Below are 18332 nucleotides of genomic sequence, written 5' to 3'. Positions count from 1 at the left end.
GCCCCGAGCCGCCCGGCCCGGCACGATCACTCGTGTGCGATGGCCGCCAGCACGTTCATCCGGGACGCGCGCAGGGCCGGCAGCAGGGCCGCCACGACGCCGACCACGGCCGAACCGATCACGACCGCGACGATCGTGCCCCACGGGATCGCCAGGGCCTTCATGCCCTGGAGCGCCAGCACCTGCTGCGTGCACACGCCCCACACCAGTCCCAGCGCGAGCCCCAGCACCGCCCCGAACACCGCGATCACCACCGACTCCAGCCGGATCATGCGGCGCAGCTGCCGCCGGGCCAGCCCGATCGCGCGCAGCAGACCGATCTCCCGGGTGCGCTCCACCACCGACAGGGCGAGGGTGTTGACCACGCCGAGCACCGCGATCACGATCGCGAGCCCGAGCAGCGCGTACACGAGATACAGCAGCACGGCGATCTGGTCGTGCACCAGCTTCTTGTAGTCCGCCTGGTCGCGCACCTGCACCTGCGGATACGGGTCGAGCGTCTTCTCCAGACGGGGCCGCAGCTGATCGGCACCGGTGCCGGTGGCCGCGTTCACGTACAGCGCGGAGTCCTGGCCGCCGGGGAGGTACTTCTCGACCGTGCCGAGGCCGAAGAACAGCCCGCCCTGCGTGCCGAACCCGCCGGACGACTCCTGGTCGGTGAGCGCGCCCACCTTCAACTCGGTCATGCGGTCGCCGGGGAACTCGACCGGGAGCACACTGCCCAGCCGTACGCCGTGTTCCTCGGCGAACTTCGCGTCCATGCCCATGGCGCCGTCCGCAAGCGCGGCCGCCGAGCCGCCCTCGGCGTACGTCACATGCGCGACCTCGTCCACCTGGGCGTCGTAACCCGCCGCGGTCGTCTCGACCCGCTTGCCGTCCGGCAGCCGTACCGCGACCGGCGCGAACCGCTGTCGTACGACGAGCCCGACGCCGTCGGTGGCGCGCACCCGGTCCGTGACCTCCCGGGAGAACGGCGTGTAGTTGCTGTTCTGGATCACGAAGTCGGCGCCCAGCGTCCGGTCGATCTGCTGGTCGAAGGAGCGGGACATGGAGGCGCTGGCCACCGACATCCCGCCGACCAGGGCGAGACCCACCATCAGCGCGGACGCCGTGGCGCCGGTACGACGGGGGTTGCGCAGGGCGTTGCGCTGGCTCATCCGGCCGACCGAGCCGAACAGGGCCGGGAAGGCCCCGCCGAGCACCCGGATCACCGGACGCACCAGCAACGGGCCCGCGATCACCGTGGCGACCAGGGTGAGGACGACGCCCAGGCCCAGCAGGGAGGCGGCCGAGGAGGTCTTCGTCGCCGCCGCGCACCCCGCCAGCGCGGCCGCGCCGAGCGCCCCGACCACCGAGCCCACCACCGCGCGCACCTTGAGCGGCCGCCCCACCCCGGCGATGTCGGCGTCGGCGAGGGCGGCCATCGGCGACACCCGGGCCGCCCGCCGGGCCGGGAGGTAGGCGGCCACGAAGGTGACCCCGACCCCGACGACGTACGACGCCACCGGCGTCGCCCAGCCGACGACCATCTCCGTGGTCTTCAGGTTCATGCCGAACGCGCTCATGAGCTTGATCAGCCCGGCTGCCAGCCCGATCCCGGCCGCCAGACCCAGTGTGGAGCCGACCAGGCCGAGCAGCACCGCCTCGGTGAGGACCGAGCGCCGCACCTGGCGCCGGTCGGCGCCGAGCGCGCGCAGCAGGCCCAGTTCGCGGGTGCGCTGGGCGATCAGCATCGAGAAGGTGTTGACGATCAGGAACACGCCGACCAGTACGGCGATCCCGGCGAAGCCGAGCATCACGTACTTGATCACGTCCAGGAATCCGCCGAGGTCGGCGGCGGCCGACTTGGCCTGCTCGTCGGCGGTGCGCACCTCGTAGGAACCGGCGCCGACCGCGGCGGTGACCCGGCGCTTGAGCTCGGTGTCGGTCACCCCCGGCGCCGCGTCCAGCGAGATGCTCGTCACCCGGTCGGCGGAGCCCAGCAGTTCGGTCCGGGCCACGGCGGGGTCCAGGAAGACCAGCGCCGCGCCCGGGTTGGTGGTGGTGAAGGTGGCGATGCCGACGATCTCGACCTTGAAGGTCCCGGGCTGGGCCAGCACGGTGAGCGTGTCGCCGATCCGTACGTGCTTCTTGTCCGCGGTGTCCGCGTCGAGGAGGGCCTCGCCGGCGCCGTGCGGGGCATGGCCGGAGGTCAGCTTCACCGGGCTGCGGTCGGTCGGGTTCCAGTCGTTGGCGATGGTGGGGGCGCCGGTGGTCGGCCCCACCGACTCGTTCCTGCTGTCGACGACCGTGATGTTCTCGACGCTCACGTCGGGGTGGACGGCCGCGACGCCGTCGACCGAGGCCACCCGGTCCGCGAGCGCGGCGGGCACCGTTTGCACCGCGCCGGTCGGCACGGACGACTTGAGGTCCTGCTTCGCCTCGATCGTCACATCGGCGGAGGTGGACGCGAACAGCCGGTCGAAGGTACGGGTGACGGTGTCGGAGAAGATCAGGCTGCCCGCGACGAACGCGACGGACAGGACGACCGCCAGGGCGGACAGCAGCAGCCGCCCCTTGTGCGCGAGGAAACTCCTCAGGGTCGCCTTCAGCACCGGCTCAGTCCTCCCCGCCGGGACGGCCGGGTGCGCCGGGATCGACCGCGCCGCCGGGGCTCGGGGGCGCGGCCGAGGCCTCGACCGACGCCGCGGGCATGGCTCCGGCTCCGGCGGTGGTGAACAGCCGCATCCGTTCGAGCACGGCCTCCGCGGTGGGCCGCTCCATCTCGTCGACGATCCGCCCGTCCGCGAGGAACAGCACCAGGTCGGAGTGGGCGGCGGCGCCCGGGTCGTGGGTGACCATGACGACCGTCTGACCGAGGTCGTCGACGGCCTCGCGCAGGAAGCCGAGCACCTCGAGACCCGCGCGCGAGTCCAGATTGCCGGTCGGCTCGTCGGCGAAGATCAGTTCCGGCCGGGAGGCCAGCGCGCGGGCGCAGGCGACGCGTTGCTGCTGACCGCCGGAGAGCTGGGCGGGCCGGTGCCGGAGCCGGTCGCGCAGGCCGAGCGTGTCGATGACCTGGTCCAGCCACTTCGGGTCGGGCTTCTGGCCCGCGATGTCCATGGGCAGGGTGATGTTCTCGGCCGCGTTCAGCGTCGGGATGAGGTTGAACGACTGGAACATGAAACCGATCCGGTCCCGGCGCAGCCGGGTCAGCTCGCGGTCCTTGAGCCCGGTGATCTCGGTGTCGCCGAGCCACACCTGTCCGGCCGACACGGTGTCGAGCCCCGCCAGACAGTGCATCAGCGTGGACTTCCCCGAACCCGAGGGGCCCATCACCGCGGTGAAGCGTCCGCGTGCGATGTCGACGTCGACGGAGTCCAGGGCGAGCACCGACGTCTCGCCCGAGCCGTACGCCTTGGTCAGACCGCGGGCGCGGGCCGCGACTCCGCCGGCCGCTGCCCGGCCGGGGGCGTGCTCCGCAGCAGGTGTGGACAAGGCTGCCTCCTCGCTCGCGTGGACGTGCCGACTCGTCGTCGCGCCCGAGCGTAGTGTGACCCGCCCCACAGCCGGTATCCCCCCTGGGACCGAGGCGCCCTCCGCCGGAGGTCGGGCGACCGATACCGATGTAAGGGGCATGCTCCACCCGGCCGACGGGACGCCATGCAGACACTTGCCGGTGCTAGCACTCCGGCGCTAGCGTCGAGACATGGCGAAGACCCAGCTGAACGTACGCGTGGACGAGGGCACCGCCCGCGCGGCGCGCGAACGCGCCCTGGCCCGTGGTGTGAGCGTCAACCGCTACATCGAGGAACTGGTCAGACAGGACACCGGAGAGGCCGGCCACGCCTTCGTGGAGGCCGCCGCGGACTTCATGAAGCAGTACGAGGCCGTCTTCGCCGAGGACTCGGGTACGGACGGCGACCGCCGGCACGAAGGCCGCGGCTGATCCGTTGTCCGACCTCAGGATCGACCTGGCCTGGCTGCTCATGCTCGCCGAACAGCGGACACCGGGCGATGCCCGGGTCACCGACTGGGGCGCCCTCGTCGCCGCGGTCGCCCGCCACCAGGCCGAGATCTTCGACGTCCCCGTCTACGACAACCCCCACGCGCGCGGCGCGGCGCTGCTCCAACTCCTCATCCACATACCGGCGCTGGAGCGTTCCAACGCGCTGTTCGCGTCCGCGGTCGCCTACGGCTACCTCGTCGCCAGCGGCCTCAAGGTCGTCACCACGCCGGAGCGGGTACGCGATCTGGCCCGACTGGTGAAGAGCGGCGAGGCCTCCGTCGACGACATCGCGCGCGAACTGCGGCAGTGGAGCGCCTGAGAGCTCCCAAGTCCGCTGTCAGCCGGTCGGTTCAGGGCGCCAGGCCGTGCCCAGCACACAGAACGAGGTGGGCAGCCGCGGTCCCTTCTCCGGCAGTGCCAGGCTTCGGTAGGGGCCGATCAGGAACCCGGCGTCCCGCAGCGCGCCGACCGGGTCGCCGGCCAGATGGCAGCCGCCGGCCAGCCGCGGCCACACCGTGCGGTCCAGCAGGCGCTGGGTGGCCGTCATCACCGGGCCGCCGCCCCGGCCGTGCTCGAAGAACCGCACCTGGCCGCCGGGCCGCAGGACCCGCCTCGCCTCGGCCAGCGCCCGCCCCACATCGCGCACACTGCACAGCACCAGACTGAACACGACCGCGTCGAAGGCCTCGCTCTTGACCGGCAGCGCCTCCGCCGCGCCCGGCACGACGTCCACCGGGACCTCGCTGCGCAGCGCCGCCTCCATCGCCGCGTGCCGCAGCAGCCGCTCGGGTTCGATCGCGACGACCTCGGAGACCGTGCGCGGATAGTGGGCGAAATTCAGCCCGTTGCCGGCGCCGATCTCGATCACCCGCCCCGACAGCCCGGCGAGCAGTCGCTCCCGCACGCGGCCCATGCCCAACCTGGTCTCGGCGGTGACGCTGACGCGGGCGTAGTAGCGGGCGAACAGCGGATGGTGGACGGGATCCCCGGCCGGCTGGCGGGAGCTGACGACGGGCCGTGCGGGCATGGCGACCTCCCGGGCAGGACGGGGCCCTACGGGGATTGTCCCCCGCGGAGCCCCATCGCACCCCCGCCCGCGCCGATCCGCGAGGACATACGTCCCCCTCGCGCACGGGCGGCCGGGGTCCGTCCGGCGGCTCCCGCCCGCCCCGTCCTCCCGGTGGACGGCGGGAACCGCCGGACAGGCCTCAGGCGATGAAGTCCCGGACCTGCTCGTACACGCCGTAGTCGTTGTTCATGTCGGTGTGCGAGATGCAGCCGACCTCGACGTTCGTCGCGCCGCTGAGGACCGCGGTGGTGTCCGGGGTGAGCGCCTCGTCGCAGTCGGACCAGTAACTGGCGTACGACACGCTGCCCGGCGTCTCGTCGCCGGAGTTGAGCGAGGTCAGGAACGAGCTGCCGGTGTACATCTCGGCGCACGACGTGTACAGCCACGAGCACCAAGAGGCGGTCGTCGTGCCGTGGTTGACGCCCGCGGTGGAGACGAAGTCGTCGACGTACGACGTTCCGCCCAGGTTCTTCAGGTAGTAACGCGCGCTGAGCACACCCATGGAGTGAGCGACGATGTCGACCTTGGAAGCGCCGGTGCTGGCCAGGACACGCTGGATCTCGGTGGCCAGTTGCTGAGCGGTGGTGACGTTCGACTGCGACCAGTCGTACGACCACTCGTCGAGCTCGGCGGAGGAGTAGCCGTCGGCCTTGAAGTCGGCGGTCCAGTCGTCCCAGCTGCTCGACGAACTGCTGATGCCGTGCACGAAGACGACCGGGTTGTGGGTCGCCGCATGCGCGGCGGGGGCGGAGACGGAGAGTGACACGAGGAGCGATGCCGCGACGGCGGGGACGGCCGCGGCGATACGACGCCTGGGGCGTTGCATGGTGCCTCCTGAGACGGGTGGGGTCATCAGGAGTGTCCGATCGGGTCTACGCGCGCCGCATCAGTGAAACCGCCGGTCTTTACTGCTCAATTAACGCGCCAGTAACGTCAGTTGTGTGGTGACTCCGGTGAACCCCCCACCTCCTGAGAGCACTTCGCCCCCGCCGCTCCCCGACGCCCCGCGGCTCCCGGTCGCCGGGCTGCCCGAAGGGGTCCGCATCCGGGCGTTGCGGGCCGTGTACGGCGATCCGCGCGCCGCCGCGGAGCTGCTGCCGCGGCTGACCGAACGACAGGCGGCAGGCCTCGACCCGCTGCCCACGGAGCCCGGCGACCTCGCGCCCGCACTGCTGCGCGTACACCGGCGGGAGATCCGTACCCTGCCGGACGACACCCGGCTGCTGCTCCTGCTGGCCGCGGCCGACCAGTATCCGGTCCCCACGCACGCCTTCCTGCGCGCGGTCACGGCCGCCCGCCTCGACACCCGGCCACTGGCCGCCGCCGAGGCCGCCGGTGTCGCGCACACGGCGACGGGTGGGGTGGTCTTCCGCGACGCCTGGGCGAGGGTCGCTGCCTACGAGACGGCGGAACCGGCGGACCGGCGCGACGCCCACCGGCTGCTGGCCCGGGTGCTGAGCGGGGCGCGAGAGGCGCCCAGCCGCTCCTGGCACCGGGGGGCGGGCGCGTTGGGCCCGAGCGGGCGGCTGGCGGTCGAACTGGACGCGGCGGCGGTACAGGCCCGCGCGGCGGGCCGCCCCGCACTGGCCCGCGCGCTCGTCGAACGCGCGGCCGCGCTCTCCCCGGAACCGGGTGAACAGGCCCGGCTGCTCGCCCGCGCCGCCGCGGACGCCTGGCACTGTGGCGAGGCCGACCGCGCCCGTCGACTGACCGCCGCCACCGCCGACGACGCGCTGACCGGGATACTCGCCCTGCGGACCGGCAACGCCTTCGAGGCCTTCGACGCCCTGCTGCGGGCGGCCGCCCGCCAGGGCTACGACGGCGCCTGCGCGGCGGGGGACGCGGGCGGCGCGGCGGGCGGCGACAGCGCCTGCGCGGCGGGAGGCGACGGCGGCGGCGCGACGAGGGGCGACGGCGGCGGCGCGACGGGGGACGAGCCTGCCCCCGCCGGTCCGGCGGCCCGCCGCCGACCCCGGCACACCGGCGACGGGCCGGTCCCGTCGACTCCGCCGGTCGGCGTGCCGGCTTCCTCGGGTGGCCTGTCGGCCGCGTCGGGCGGCCTCTCCGGTTCTTCGGGCGGCTCGTCGGCCGCGGCCGGTGCCTCGGCGGTCTCCGTGAATGGCGGGTCGACCGCGGGGGGTGCCGCGACGCCCTCCGGAGGCGGCCCGTCAGCTGTGGGGGACACCCCGCAGGCCTCCTCGGGCGACGCCTTGGCCCCGAGCGGTGGCGTCTTGGGCCCCGTGGGTGGCGTCTTGGGCCCGGCGGGTGGCTGCGAGGCAGGGGTGGCAGGTGTTCGGGGCATGGTGCGGGATGCCGGGACCGGCGTCCGCGCCTCCGCCGGGCGGCGCCGGGGCGCGGACCCGGCCGACGACGCCCGCGCCGGGACGCGCCGGGCGACGGCGGGGCCGTCGGTGTCCGGCTCACGGCTCCCGGCCGACCTCCCGGTGCGGCTGCTCCTCGTACGGGCCACCGAGGCCGCCGTCTACACCGGCGACCTGCGCCGGTGCAGGGAGGCGGTACAGGTCGCCGTGCGCTCGGGAGTCGGCGTACCCGGAGTGCTCGCCGGGATCACCGCCGCCGCCGACGGGCGGTACGAGGTCGCACGCGACCACCTGGAGCGAGCGGCCGGACGCCGTGGCCCCGGGATCGGACGCGAGGGCGGGGGCCGGACCGATGGCGGCGGCGACCCCACCCTGCTCGTGCACGCCGGCATCGCCGCCCTGATGCTGGGCGACCATGCCCGCGCCGCCACCGCCACCGTGCGCGCCGTCGACTCGGCCCGGGTACAGGGGGCGACGGCCACCGCGGCGCAGGCCATGGAGTTCCGGGCGTACGCCGACTTCTGGACCGGCCGACCGCGCGCCGCCGAGGCGGCCACCGCGCACGCGCTGCACCAGGCGTACGCCACGGGTCAGGACAACGGTGCCTGTCATCTCCAGGCAGCCCTCGCCATGTTCGCCGCGATCACCGGCGACGGCGACCTGTGCCGCGAGCGCGCCGCCGCCGCCCGTGGCTACGCCCTGGCCCACGGCCTCGGTCTGCCCGCCGCCCTCGCCCAGTGGGCGCTCGCCTTCCTCGACGTGGTCACCGGCCGCTTCGACACCGCGGCCACCCGACTGCGCGCCCTCGCCGGCTTCGGCCCCGGCCACGGACACCGGGCCGTCCGGCACCTGGCCACCCCGCACTACGTCGAGGCCGCCGTCCGCACCGGCGACACCCGGGTCGCCCGCACTGCGCACGCCGACTACCACCGGTGGGCGAGTGCCGTGCGCAGCGCCGACGACCTGGCGCTCAGCGCTCGGTGCCGGGCCCTGCTCACCCCCGGCGCGGGGGCCGTCGAGCACTACCGCACGGCACTCGACCTGCACGCCCACGGCACCCGTGACTTCGAACGCGCCAGGACGGAAATGTTGTTCGGCAGCGCGCTGCGCCGTCTGCGCAGGCGGGCGGAGGCACGCGACCGGCTGCACGGCGCCCTGGCCGCGTTCGAGTCCTTCGGTGCTCCGCACTGCGCCGACCAGGCCCGTACCGAACTGCGCGCGCTGGGCACCCCCGCCTCGCCCGCGCGCGGACTCGACGATCCGACCGCGCGGCTGACCGCGCAGCAACTGCTGGTCGCCCGGATGGCCGCCGAGGGCGCCACCAACCGGGAGATCGCCGCTCGTCTGGCGCTCAGCCCGCGCACGATCGACCATCATCTGCGGGGTGTGTTCACCCGCCTGGGCATCCGTTCGCGGATCGAACTGGTCCGGCTGCTCGCCGAAGGCGGTTCCCCGCCGGGCTGATCCGTGCGACGGCGCCCGGGCTCGGCCCGGGGCTGCGGGGCGGGGCGGCGGCCCTGAGGCGCACCCGCCGTACCCCGCGCGCCCGAACTCGCCCGAGCCGCGCCGGCCCCTGCCCGACCCGCGCTCAGACGCCGTCGCCGTCCGCCTCCCGTGCCCGGAAGGCCTCCGCGTCCCAGCTGCCGTCCAGGCGTGGTGCCAGCCAACCCGGCGCCACCCGGCGGAAGTCGGCGGGCGCGAGCGACCCGGCGCCCGCGGGCAGCGCCCCGAGCAGTGGTGCGCCGGAGACGGCCGGCAGATCCGCCACATTGCAACGTGACGCGAGATCGGGCGAGTCGGGCCAGCTGCCGATCACCACACCCAGCAACTCGATCTCCCGCAGGCGCAGTTCACGCGCCGTCAGTTCGGTCGTGTTCAGCGTGCCCAGGCCCGCCGAGGCCACCACCAGCACCGGGGCGCGCAGCAGCCGGGCCACGTCGGCCAGGTTCCCGCCCGCCTCGTCGAACCGTACGAGCAGCCCGCCGGCGCCCTCGACCAGTACCAGGTCGTGTTCCGTGGCCAGCTTCTGGGCCGCGTCCGCCACGTCCTGCGGACGCACCGGTGCCATTCCGGCCCGCCGGGCCGCCGTGTTGGGTGCCAACGGCTCCGGATAGCGGGCGAGCTCACCCGCCGTCACCGCACCGGCCAGCCGTGCGACCTCCTGGGCGTCGCCCGGCTCGTCGGGCCGTACGCCCGTCTGGGCGGCCTTCAGCACGGCCACCGTGCGGCCGGCGGCGAGCGCCGCCGCGGCGACCGCCGCCGTGGTGACGGTCTTGCCGACCTCCGTGCCCGTGCCCGTGATCACCAGTACCGGCATGTGTCATCCCTCCCGCGCCGCGGCGCACACCGCGCGCGCGATCCGTGCCACGTCCGCGTCATCGGTGACGTACGGCGGCATCGTGTAGACCAGGTCGCGGAACGGGCGCAGCCACACGCCCTCGCGCACCGCGGCCGAGGTGGCCGCCGCCATGTCCACCGGACGGTCGAGCTGGACGACCCCGATGGCACCGAGGACGCGTACGTCCTTCACCCCGGGCAGCGCGGAGGCCGGCTCCAGCCCCTCGCGCAGCCCCGTCTCGATCCGGCCGACCTCCGCCTGCCAGTCCTGGCCGAGCAGCAGTTCGACCGAGGCGCAGGCCACGGCCGCCGCCAGGGGGTTGCCCATGAATGTGGGCCCGTGCGCCAGCACCGGCACCTCGCCGCGCGAGATGCCGTCGGCCACCCGTGCGGTGCACAGCGTCGCCGCCATGGTCAGGTAACCACCGGTCAGCGCCTTCCCCACGCACATCACGTCCGGCGTCACCGCCGCGTGCTCCGCCGCGAACAGGGCACCCGTACGGCCGAATCCGGTCGCGATCTCGTCGAAGACCAGCAGCACGTCGTGCGCGTCGCACGCCTCGCGCAGCACCCGCAGATACGCGGGGGAGTGGAACCGCATCCCGCCCGCGCCCTGCACCACCGGCTCGACGATCACCGCGGCCAGGTCGTCCGCGTGTTCGGCGACGGCCGCGCGCAGCAGCTCGGCGTAGGTCTCGTCGTACTCCGCGGGCGGGGCGTCCGTGAAGACCTGACGCGGCAGCACCCCGCTCCACAGCTCGTGCATCCCGCCCTCGGGATCGCACACCGACATCGGCTGCCAGGTGTCGCCGTGGTAGCCGCCGCGCCAGGTCAGCAGTCGCCGCTTCGCGGGGCGGCCCAGCGAACGCCAGTACTGGAGACACATCTTCACCGCGACCTCGACCGACACCGAACCGGAGTCGGCGAGGAAGACGTGCTCCAGACCGGCCGGGGTGATGTCGACCAGGAGCTTCGCCAGCCGTACGGCGGGCTCGTGGGTGAGCCCGCCGAACATCACATGGCTCATCCGCGACAGCTGCTCGCGGGCGGCCTCGTTCAGCACCGGGTGGTTGTAGCCGTGGATCGCCGACCACCAGGACGACATGCCGTCGACCAGTTCGCCCGAACCGTCCGCGAGGGTCAGCCGTACTCCGCTCGCCGACGCCACGACCAGCGGCTCCTGGCGGCCCGGCATCGGGCCGTAGGGATGCCAGACGTGGCGTCGGTCCAGTTCGAGCAGTTCGGGCACGTTCAGGTCAGGCATTGGGCGCGAGGTCCGTGCCGGCGCCCCGGCGGCGTACGGCGACGAGGTCCGGGCGCGGCTCGTCGACCCGCGGGGCGGGGGCGGCGGCCGGGGTGGAGCCGCAGACGCTGTCGCCGTCGTGGCATCCGCTCGCCCCGTCGTGACAGCCGCTGTCGGCCGTCCCGTGGCAGCCGCCGGAGCGGTGCTCGGGCAGCGTCACCTGGTCGGCGCCCTCCACCTCGAACCCGGCGTCGGCGATCATCTCCAGGTCGGCCTTGCCCGCCTGGCCCTCACTGGTCAGGTAGTCCCCGAGGAAGATCGAGTTGGCCAGGTGCAGCGCGAGCGGCTGCATCGTACGGAGATGGACCTCGCGGCCGCCCGCGATCCGCACCTCGACGTCCGGGCACACGAACCGCACCATCGCCAGGATCCGCAGACAGCGCTGCGGGGTGAGGTTCCACTCCTTGGCCAGCGGGGTGCCCTCGAACGGGATCAGGAAGTTCACCGGAACGGAGTCGGGGTCGAGCTCGCGCAGCGAGAAGACCACGTCGACCAGGTCCTCGTCGCTCTCGCCCATGCCCGCGATCAGCCCCGAACACGCCGACAGACCGGCCGCGTGGGCCTTCTGCACGGTGTCGACGCGGTCGGCGTAGGTGTGCGTGGTGGTGATGTCCGCGTACGTCTCCTCGGACGTGTTGAGGTTGTGGTTGTACGCGTCCGCACCCGCCTCGCGCAGCCGCTCCGCCTGGCCGTCGGAGAGCAGGCCGAGGCAGGCGCACACCTCCACGCCCTCGTTCTCGTCCTTGATGGCCTTGATGGTGTCCGAGACCCGCTCCACGTCCCGGTCGGTCGGACCGCGCCCGCTGGCCACCAGGCAGACCCGCTTGGCGCCGCCGGCCAGACCGGCCGCCGCGGCCCGGGACGCCTCGTCCGGCTTCAGCCAGGTGTACTTGAGGATCCCGGCCGTCGAGCCCAGCCGCTGGGAGCAGTAGGAGCAGTCCTCCGGGCACAGCCCGGACTTCAGGTTGACGAGGTAGTTGAGTTTCACCCGTCGGCCGAACCACTGCCGGCGCACCTTGCCGGCCGCGGCCACCACATCGAGCAGATCGTCGTCGGAGGTGGCCAGTACGGCGAGTGCTTCCTCGCGGCTCGGCAGCTCGCGCCGAAGCCCCTTCTCCACCAGCGTCTTCAGCAGGTCCATGAGGCCGATCCTGTCGTAAGGACCTGCTCGGGGCCAAGGTGACTTCACACAACAGAGACACTTCACGGTGTGTGGATTGCCACATCCTGGCCCGACGGCCGTCCGGCTAGGGTCTGTCCACTGCCTACAAAATCCCCGGAGGACCCATGGCGTTCGGCTGGATCGACGAGCAGGCGGAACTGCGCGGCCGCGCCGGACTCGTACGGACCCTGCGCCCCCGCCCGGCCGACTCGCCGCTGCTCGACCTCGCGAGCAACGACTACCTCGGTCTGACCCGGCATCCGGAGGTCACCGAGGGCGCCGCGCGCGCCGCGCGGACCTGGGGTGGCGGCGCGACCGGCTCCCGGCTCGTCACCGGCACCACCGAACTGCACGCCGAACTCGAACGGGAACTGGCCGACTTCTGCGGTTTCGAGGCGGCGCTGGTCTTCTCCTCCGGCTACGCGGCCAACCTCGCGGCCGTCTCGGCGCTGGCCCCGCACGGCTCGCTGATCGTCTCCGACGCGGGCAACCACGCCTCGCTGATCGACGGCTGCCGGCTGGCCCGGGGCACCACCCAGGTGGCCGCGCACGCGGAGCCGGACGCCGTGCGCAAGGCGCTGCGCACCCACGAGGGGCCCGCCGTCGCCGTCTCCGACACGGTGTTCTCGGTCGACGGCGACGCCGCACCGCTGGCCGCGCTCGCCCGGGTCTGCCGGGAGCACGGCGCCGGACTGGTCGTCGACGACGCGCACGGGCTCGGCGTGCTGGGCGAGGGCGGCCGGGGAGCCCCGTACGCGGCCGGGCTCGCGGGCGCCGACGACGTCGTGGCGACGGTCACCCTGTCCAAGTCGCTGGGCAGTCAGGGCGGTGCCGTGCTGGGCCCGGCCCGGGTGATCGACCATCTGGTCAACGCGGCACGGACGTTCATCTTCGACACCGGTCTAGCCCCCGCCGCGGCGGGGGCGGCCCTGTCGGCCCTGCGGCTGCTGCGCCGCGAGCCGGAGCGCGCGGCGCGCTCCCGCGCGGTGGCGGGCGAGCTGCACGCGCGCCTGACGGCCGCGGGCCTGGAGGCGGTACGTCCGGACGCCGCGGTCGTCTCCGTGCGGGCGCCGTCCCCGGAGGCGGCCGTGCGATGGGCGGCCGACTGCCGGACGGCGGGTGTCGTGGTGGGCTGCTTCCGTCCCCCCTCCGTGCCCGACGGGATCTCGCGGCTCCGGCTCACCGCGCGCGCGGACCTCACCGAGGAACAGATCGCGCACGCGGTGCGGGTGATCGACGAGACACGACCGTGAGTCGGCGTGACACGGCCCTGTTTCGCACGTTCGCCAATTGCCGGTGAATGAAGAGGCTTTGCTACCGATTCGATGCCGATCGATACCGGCACGATGTTGGTCGGAGTGGACCGAGAATGACCGGAATCAGTGGAATGTGGCCGTGAATTTCGCCCAGCTCTCGGGGGAGAAGAGCAGCGCGGGTCCGGCCGGATCCTTGGAGTCGCGTACGGCGAGCAGTCCGGCCCACGGCCCTCGGCCGGGTCGGGCCGTCTCGACGCAGTTGTTCGCTCCCGTGCTGTAGCTGCTGCGCAGCCAACGCGCGTCGTGCAGATGCGTGGCGGGGGTCGTGTTCCGAGGCAGTGCAGTCATGGTGCCTCCTTATGTGTCGTCACCTATCCCGGCGATGAAATCCAATGAGTCCTCGGGTGAAAGGGCGTGTGTCCTGAGGGTGTTGAAGGCCTCCGAGTAGGCCTGGAGGTCTTCTTTCCGTTCGAGGTAGAGGCTACTCGTCATGTGGTCGAGAACAACCACATCCAGATCAGAAGTGCTCGGAAATGACAAGATAACGAAAGGCCCGGTGATGCCAATGTGTGCTCCCGCCCGGAACGGCAGGACCTGGAGCCGCACTTGGGGCAGCCGCCCCGCCTCCACCAATCGCCGCAACTGACGCGCCATCACCTCGGGCCCGCCGACCTCCCGGCGCAGCACCGCCTCGTCCAGGACGGCGGTCAGCTCCAGCGGACGATGGGCGCGCAGCACGTCCTGCCTGGCCAGTCGCACCTCCACCAGCGCGTCCAGCCGCTCCTCGTCCAGTCCCTCGACCGCGGCGCGGGTCACCGCGCGGGCGTACTCGGGCGTCTGCAACAACCCCGGGACCACGGACGTCTCCAGCGTGCGCATCGCGCTCGCCTGTGACTCCAGACTGATGAAATCCCGGTAGGTGGGCGGGAGAACACCACGGTACGCGTGCCACCAGTGGTCCCGGCCGCCGTCGTGGGAGCCCGCCAGTATCAGCAGCAACTCCCGCAGTTCCGTCTCGACGACGCCGTACGCGTCCAGGAGCAGCCGTACATCGGCCGGTTTCACCCCGCTGGCACCGGTCTCGATCCGGCTGACCTTCGACTGGTGCCAGCCCACCAGGCGGGCCGCGTCACCACTGGTGAGCCCGGTGCGGGCGCGCAGCGCGCGCAGTTCGGCGCCCAGTTTCCGGCGGCGCACGGCGGGACCGTACTGCATGGGAAAACTCCCTACTCCTTCCAAGCCGCCCAAATACGGTCTGCCGTCGCAGAGTTCACCGCTTCGAGCGACAGATATATGCATATCTCGGTGGATCGGCACCGTGACCGGCCTGGTAATGGCAGTCTGGCGAAGAAGCACCAGTCCGGGACCGTACTCGAATCCGCTCCTTGTCGGACTGCGGTACCGCGGGAAAGGGACGACGCGTCATGGCAGACCATCTGGAAGCATCCGTCACTCTGCCGAGCGATCCCGCCTCGGTCTCCGCGGCCCGCAACTTCGTGGCGAGCGCCCTCGTGGAATGGGGCCTGCCCGCGGACGCCGAGATGGCCGACACCGTCCGACTGGTCGTCTCCGAACTCACCACCAACGCCGTACAGCACACGCTCGGGCAGTCCCCTACGTTCACGGTCGATCTCACCCTCGACCGTGACGAGCGGCTGCGCGTCGGCGTCACCGACAGCCATCCGCGCTTCCCCAAACGGCTGCCGGCCGCTGTCCAGCAGGACAACGGCCGGGGCATGGTGATCGTCCGCTGGCTGACCACCGAGTGCGGCGGAAGGCTGGACGTCCGTCCCACCCCCGAGGGGGGCAAGACGGTCTGCATCGAGCTCCCGTGGTCCGTCCCGGCCCGGCCGGTGCCTGCCGCGGGACAGCAGGAACCTTGAGGACCGGGCCCGGGTCCAGGCAGGCCCGAGGACGTCCAGGTTGGAGACCCGGTGCGGTGGTGGCGTGCCAGGTCGTCACCACCGCACCGGGCGGATCAGCTCACCCGGCCGTACCAGACGCTCTTGGTCCAGATCTTCTGGAGCCGCACCACGTCCCCCGTCTTCGGGGCGTGCCAGATCTTTCCCTTTCCGGCGTAGATGCCGACGTGGTAGACGCTGGAACCCGAGTGGAAGAACACGAGGTCTCCGGCCTTGCGGTGGCTGGCCGAGACGTGGTGGGTCTTGTTGTACTGCTGGGCCGCGGTGCGGGGCAGCTTCTTGCCCGCCTTCTTGAACGCGTACAGCGTGAGCCCCGAGCAGTCGAACCTGCGCGGCCCGGTGGCGCCGTACCGGTACGGCGAGCCCTTCTTGGAGGCCGCGATCTTGAGAGCCTTCGTCGCGGTCGTGGCGGCCGCCGCGTCCGGGGAGAGGCCCGGGACCACGATCGAGCCGCCCACGGCGGCGATGGTGAGCGCCGAAGCCGTACCGGCCCGGACCATCAGCGACGGGACACGATTGAGCGCAGTCATGCGCAACCCTTCGTCAGCCGCCTGTGAAGGATGACCTGTCGGATTCGGGCTGGCGAAGTTGCCCGGCCGCGATGCGGCTTCACCCCAAGGGCTGCTCGGTGCGGCCATGGCTTGACCGTTCCGGCGAACCCGTCGTGCTTGGGTCCTCCACTCCTGCCGATGCACTTCTGTCGACCGGTCATCCGGGCGGCGGCAGGACTCGGCGTCCGCCCGGACCGCCCCGCCGCTGTGGCGGGGGCTTGTCGTCAGACAGGGATCTTCACTCACAGGTGTCCCAAAATCCCAACGGAACCGTGGATTTGTGTTGTTACTCACCACTCACCCGTTCGGGTGGACACCTTTTTGTTCGATCGTCCGTCCAGGGGAACGACGGGCCCCGGACCAGCGACGGAGCGCTTCGACCCGCCGTCGAGCTACGCGCGTTGCGCGACCCCGGAGGTCAGAAAAAAGGATCCGTCACTACTCCATCAGTGGGTACGTCGTTCGGAGCGTTTGAACTCAGCCTCGGACGCTTCGCGCATCACGCGGAGCGTCCGAGGCGGCCGGAGGGGGAGTCAACTGTCGGAGCGCGAGGGCACGGTGACACGCGCCGTGCGGCGCTCCCCGTCCAGGACGCGCAGCGCCCGCGCGAGCGTCGGCGCGTGCAGTTCGGCCTCGCCCCGCTGGTGCATCAGCGCCAGCGCGTCGCGCAGCGCGGTCGCCCTGCCCACCAGTGCCTGGGCGGCGCGCAGTCCGCGGTAGGTGTCGCCGTGGTGCGCGGGGTTGATGCGGCCGAGCAGGTCGACCACCTCCAGGTAACGGTCGATCAGCTCGCCCTCGGCCCGGGTCAGGGCGGGCAGCGGCGGAAGTTCCGGCGGCAGCATCCCCGGCTCACCTCGCACCGGGCGTGTCGGGCGTGCCGGGTGCGCCGGGTGCGCCGGGTGCGTCGGGGAGGATGGGGGCGCCGGACGTGCCCGGTGCGGCGGGCGGGACCCCGCGGCCGCCGACGACGTGGTCCACCAGGCCGTACTCCAGCGCGCCCCGCGCGTCGAGGACCGTGTCCCGTTCGATGTCCGCGGCCACCTGGTCCGGTGTCCGGCCCGTGTGCCGGGCCAGCATCTCCTCCAGCAGGACCCGGGTGCGCGTCAGTTCGTCCGCCTCGACGACGAGATCGCTCACCTGGGCCTCGACCGGCCCGGGGAGCACCGGCTGGCGGATCGTCACCCGGGCGCCCGGCAGCGCGTGCCGCCTGCCCGGCGCGCCCGCGGCCAGCAGCACCGCGGCGCACGCCTCGGCCCGGCCCAGGCAGAACGTCTCCACGTCACAGCTGACGTAGCGCATCGTGTCGTAGACGGCGGTCATCGCGCTGAACGAGCCGCCGGGGGAGTTGATGTACAGCGAGATCGCCCGGTCCGGTGCCGCGTGCTCCAGGTGCATGAGCTGCGCGATCACGTCGTTGGCCGAGGTGTCGTCGATCGGTGACCCCAGCAGGACGATCCGTCCCTCCAGCAGCTTCGCGTAGGGATCCAGCGTCCGGTGCCCGAGGCTCGTGCGTTCGGTGAACTCCGGCAGGACATGGCGGGCGGACGGTCGGGTCATGGGGAACCCCCTCCTCACGGCAAGGTGTCTCTGTAAAAAATGTACAGGACGTACGTGACGTTATGATGGGGGTATGGCCTACGAGATTCCGGTGACACAAGCCAGGGCTGAGCTCGCCGACCTGATCAACCGCGTGGTGTACGGCGGTGAGCGCGTCGTCGTGACCCGCCACGGCAAGCCTCTCGTCGCCCTCGTCTCCGCCGCGGACCTGGAGCGGCTCGACGAGCTCGACCGCCCCGAGGAGGAGCGGGTGATCAGCTCGGTCTCCGGGGTCCGTGAGGTCCCGGCCGCGCCCCGGGAGCGTCAGCGCTTCGGGATCGCCGCCGAACACCGGGGGCCCGGCCCCGCCTGACCGGGCGCGCGGGCGGGACGCCGTTCAGGAGACGGGCGCGAGCTCGCGCTCCGCGGCGGGTTCCGTGGCCCGCGAGCGCTCCTTCGGCGCGTTCCCGGCCGGCACCGCGGCCGGTCCCGGCGCCGCCCACCAGGTCGGAGTGAGGGGCGGGACGGCCGCCGCCGCGCCGTCGAAGCAGGACACCGGGCGCACCGACGTCGTACCGGTCCCGGCGGCAGCCACCGCCCGGTCGCGGCGACCGGCTCGGGCGGCATTCGCGGCGCCGACGCGGCGCCCGGGAAGGGGTTGCCGAACGGCATCATCACGCCCGCCGCGATCCCGGTCCCGGCGGGGCCGAGCAGGGCCGCGAGTCCGGCCGGCGCGCCGCTCACGGCCGACGTCGCCAGAGCCGCCGACCCGGCCTCCGCCCACCGGTCATCGGTCAGCACCCCGAGCCGGCTGCGTGCGATCCCGGCGGCCGCCGGGCCGGCCGGGGCGGCGGCGCCGGCCAGGGCCGCCACGGTGTGGGCGCCGC

Annotated in this window: 19 protein-coding genes and 1 riboswitch; of the genes, 6 read left to right on the top strand and 13 right to left on the bottom strand. The window is 72.9% G+C overall.

Annotated elements, in window-relative coordinates:
* Positions 1–26 precede the first annotated feature (26 nt).
* Both FNH09_RS11560 and FNH09_RS11555 read right to left on the bottom strand, forming a co-directional pair.
* Entirely contained in the window at positions 27–2594 is a 2568-nt protein-coding gene (locus FNH09_RS11560; RefSeq protein ID WP_162468424.1) for an FtsX-like permease family protein, read from the bottom strand.
* A 4-nt stretch (positions 2595–2598) separates the two neighbouring features.
* A complete protein-coding gene (locus FNH09_RS11555; RefSeq protein ID WP_152886811.1) occupies positions 2599–3477 on the bottom strand; it encodes an ABC transporter ATP-binding protein in 879 nt (292 codons plus the stop codon).
* A 211-nt stretch (positions 3478–3688) separates the two neighbouring features.
* Between FNH09_RS11555 and FNH09_RS11550 the strand changes: the two genes are divergently transcribed.
* Both FNH09_RS11550 and FNH09_RS11545 read left to right on the top strand, forming a co-directional pair.
* The gene (locus FNH09_RS11550) at positions 3689–3928 is read left to right on the top strand and encodes a toxin-antitoxin system HicB family antitoxin (RefSeq protein ID WP_152886809.1); all 240 of its coding nucleotides are present in this window, start codon (positions 3689–3691) and stop codon (positions 3926–3928) included.
* A 4-nt stretch (positions 3929–3932) separates the two neighbouring features.
* The gene (locus FNH09_RS11545) at positions 3933–4307 is read left to right on the top strand and encodes a fic family toxin-antitoxin system, toxin component (RefSeq protein WP_152886807.1); all 375 of its coding nucleotides are present in this window, start codon (positions 3933–3935) and stop codon (positions 4305–4307) included.
* An 18-nt stretch (positions 4308–4325) separates the two neighbouring features.
* On the opposite strand, the gene FNH09_RS11540 is transcribed toward FNH09_RS11545, so the two are convergent.
* On the bottom strand, positions 4326–5015 hold the full coding sequence (locus FNH09_RS11540) for a class I SAM-dependent methyltransferase (protein ID WP_152886805.1): 690 nt from the start codon (positions 5013–5015) through the stop codon (positions 4326–4328).
* Positions 5016–5196: 181 nt separating this feature from the next.
* Positions 5197–5883: an esterase/lipase family protein gene (locus FNH09_RS11535; RefSeq protein ID WP_152886803.1), complete on the bottom strand. Its 687-nt coding sequence runs from the start codon at positions 5881–5883 to the stop codon at positions 5197–5199.
* A gap of 127 nt (positions 5884–6010) precedes the next feature.
* On the opposite strand from FNH09_RS11535, the gene FNH09_RS48400 reads away from it, so the two are divergent.
* Complete coding sequence (locus FNH09_RS48400; protein WP_338017540.1) at positions 6011–8842, top strand: helix-turn-helix transcriptional regulator; 2832 nt, start codon at positions 6011–6013, stop codon at positions 8840–8842.
* Positions 8843–8966: 124 nt separating this feature from the next.
* Here the strand turns inward: FNH09_RS48400 and bioD are convergent, their stop codons facing one another.
* Genes bioD through bioB form a run of 3 tightly spaced genes read right to left on the bottom strand, consistent with a single transcriptional unit; the run spans position 8967 to position 12159 of the window.
* Positions 8967–9695: a dethiobiotin synthase gene (gene bioD, locus FNH09_RS11520; RefSeq protein WP_152886801.1), complete on the bottom strand. Its 729-nt coding sequence runs from the start codon at positions 9693–9695 to the stop codon at positions 8967–8969.
* Between the two features lie 3 nt (positions 9696–9698).
* Complete coding sequence (locus FNH09_RS11515; RefSeq protein ID WP_152886799.1) at positions 9699–10979, bottom strand: adenosylmethionine--8-amino-7-oxononanoate transaminase; 1281 nt, start codon at positions 10977–10979, stop codon at positions 9699–9701.
* Positions 10972–12159, bottom strand: a complete 1188-nt coding sequence (gene bioB / locus FNH09_RS11510) for a biotin synthase BioB (RefSeq protein WP_152886797.1) — start codon at positions 12157–12159, stop codon at positions 10972–10974. Before bioB ends, FNH09_RS11515 begins: the two co-directional genes overlap by 8 nt.
* Positions 12160–12305: 146 nt before the next feature.
* Here bioB and FNH09_RS11505 point away from each other — a divergent pair, with 146 nt between their 5' ends.
* Positions 12306–13433: an 8-amino-7-oxononanoate synthase gene (locus FNH09_RS11505; RefSeq protein WP_152886795.1), complete on the top strand. Its 1128-nt coding sequence runs from the start codon at positions 12306–12308 to the stop codon at positions 13431–13433.
* Between the two features lie 126 nt (positions 13434–13559).
* On the opposite strand, the gene FNH09_RS11500 is transcribed toward FNH09_RS11505, so the two are convergent.
* A complete protein-coding gene (locus FNH09_RS11500; protein WP_152886793.1) occupies positions 13560–13784 on the bottom strand; it encodes a DUF397 domain-containing protein in 225 nt (74 codons plus the stop codon).
* A 9-nt stretch (positions 13785–13793) separates the two neighbouring features.
* Positions 13794–14651 (bottom strand): helix-turn-helix domain-containing protein, encoded by an 858-nt coding sequence (locus FNH09_RS11495; protein WP_152886791.1) that lies wholly within the window; start codon positions 14649–14651, stop codon positions 13794–13796.
* 209 nt (positions 14652–14860) lie between these two features.
* Between FNH09_RS11495 and FNH09_RS11490 the strand changes: the two genes are divergently transcribed.
* Entirely contained in the window at positions 14861–15319 is a 459-nt protein-coding gene (locus FNH09_RS11490; RefSeq protein ID WP_152886789.1) for an ATP-binding protein, read from the top strand.
* A gap of 95 nt (positions 15320–15414) precedes the next feature.
* On the opposite strand, the gene FNH09_RS11485 is transcribed toward FNH09_RS11490, so the two are convergent.
* From FNH09_RS11485 to FNH09_RS11475, 3 genes are all read right to left on the bottom strand, one after another.
* Complete coding sequence (locus FNH09_RS11485) at positions 15415–15888, bottom strand: C40 family peptidase (RefSeq protein WP_152886787.1); 474 nt, start codon at positions 15886–15888, stop codon at positions 15415–15417.
* Between the two features lie 3 nt (positions 15889–15891).
* A riboswitch (cyclic di-AMP (ydaO/yuaA leader) is annotated at positions 15892–16062 on the bottom strand.
* 380 nt (positions 16063–16442) lie between these two features.
* Positions 16443–16751 (bottom strand): hypothetical protein, encoded by a 309-nt coding sequence (locus tag FNH09_RS11480; RefSeq protein ID WP_152886784.1) that lies wholly within the window; start codon positions 16749–16751, stop codon positions 16443–16445.
* A 7-nt stretch (positions 16752–16758) separates the two neighbouring features.
* Positions 16759–17466, bottom strand: a complete 708-nt coding sequence (locus FNH09_RS11475) for an ATP-dependent Clp protease proteolytic subunit (RefSeq protein WP_152886782.1) — start codon at positions 17464–17466, stop codon at positions 16759–16761.
* 73 nt (positions 17467–17539) lie between these two features.
* On the opposite strand from FNH09_RS11475, the gene FNH09_RS11470 reads away from it, so the two are divergent.
* On the top strand, positions 17540–17818 hold the full coding sequence (locus tag FNH09_RS11470; RefSeq protein ID WP_152886780.1) for a type II toxin-antitoxin system Phd/YefM family antitoxin: 279 nt from the start codon (positions 17540–17542) through the stop codon (positions 17816–17818).
* Positions 17819–17842: 24 nt separating this feature from the next.
* Here FNH09_RS11470 and FNH09_RS49780 read toward each other — a convergent pair whose 3' ends face one another.
* The gene (locus FNH09_RS49780) at positions 17843–18040 is read right to left on the bottom strand and encodes a hypothetical protein (RefSeq protein WP_152886778.1); all 198 of its coding nucleotides are present in this window, start codon (positions 18038–18040) and stop codon (positions 17843–17845) included.
* Between the last annotated feature and the right edge of the window lie 292 nt (positions 18041–18332).

Source organism: Streptomyces adustus, assembly GCF_009377175.1.
Lineage (GTDB): Bacteria > Actinomycetota > Actinomycetes > Streptomycetales > Streptomycetaceae > Streptomyces > Streptomyces adustus.
This window is presented reverse-complemented; position numbering and strand designations above follow the sequence as displayed.

Excerpts from the sequence above, each read along its gene's own strand:
- FNH09_RS11500 (WP_152886793.1), bottom strand. The coding sequence starts at position 13,784 with ATGACTGCACTGCCTCGGAACACGACCCCCGCCACGCATCTGCACGAC.
- FNH09_RS11480 (WP_152886784.1), bottom strand. The coding sequence starts at position 16,751 with ATGCTGCCGCCGGAACTTCCGCCGCTGCCCGCCCTGACCCGGGCCGAG.
- FNH09_RS11535 (WP_152886803.1), bottom strand. The coding sequence starts at position 5,883 with ATGCAACGCCCCAGGCGTCGTATCGCCGCGGCCGTCCCCGCCGTCGCG.
- bioD (WP_152886801.1), bottom strand. The coding sequence starts at position 9,695 with ATGCCGGTACTGGTGATCACGGGCACGGGCACGGAGGTCGGCAAGACC.
- FNH09_RS11505 (WP_152886795.1), top strand. The coding sequence starts at position 12,306 with ATGGCGTTCGGCTGGATCGACGAGCAGGCGGAACTGCGCGGCCGCGCC.
- FNH09_RS11515 (WP_152886799.1), bottom strand. The coding sequence starts at position 10,979 with ATGCCTGACCTGAACGTGCCCGAACTGCTCGAACTGGACCGACGCCAC.
- FNH09_RS11550 (WP_152886809.1), top strand. The coding sequence starts at position 3,689 with ATGGCGAAGACCCAGCTGAACGTACGCGTGGACGAGGGCACCGCCCGC.
- FNH09_RS11475 (WP_152886782.1), bottom strand. The coding sequence starts at position 17,466 with ATGACCCGACCGTCCGCCCGCCATGTCCTGCCGGAGTTCACCGAACGC.
- bioB (WP_152886797.1), bottom strand. The coding sequence starts at position 12,159 with ATGGACCTGCTGAAGACGCTGGTGGAGAAGGGGCTTCGGCGCGAGCTG.
- FNH09_RS11540 (WP_152886805.1), bottom strand. The coding sequence starts at position 5,015 with ATGCCCGCACGGCCCGTCGTCAGCTCCCGCCAGCCGGCCGGGGATCCC.
- FNH09_RS11495 (WP_152886791.1), bottom strand. The coding sequence starts at position 14,651 with ATGCAGTACGGTCCCGCCGTGCGCCGCCGGAAACTGGGCGCCGAACTG.
- FNH09_RS11490 (WP_152886789.1), top strand. The coding sequence starts at position 14,861 with ATGGCAGACCATCTGGAAGCATCCGTCACTCTGCCGAGCGATCCCGCC.
- FNH09_RS11485 (WP_152886787.1), bottom strand. The coding sequence starts at position 15,888 with ATGACTGCGCTCAATCGTGTCCCGTCGCTGATGGTCCGGGCCGGTACG.
- FNH09_RS11470 (WP_152886780.1), top strand. The coding sequence starts at position 17,540 with ATGGCCTACGAGATTCCGGTGACACAAGCCAGGGCTGAGCTCGCCGAC.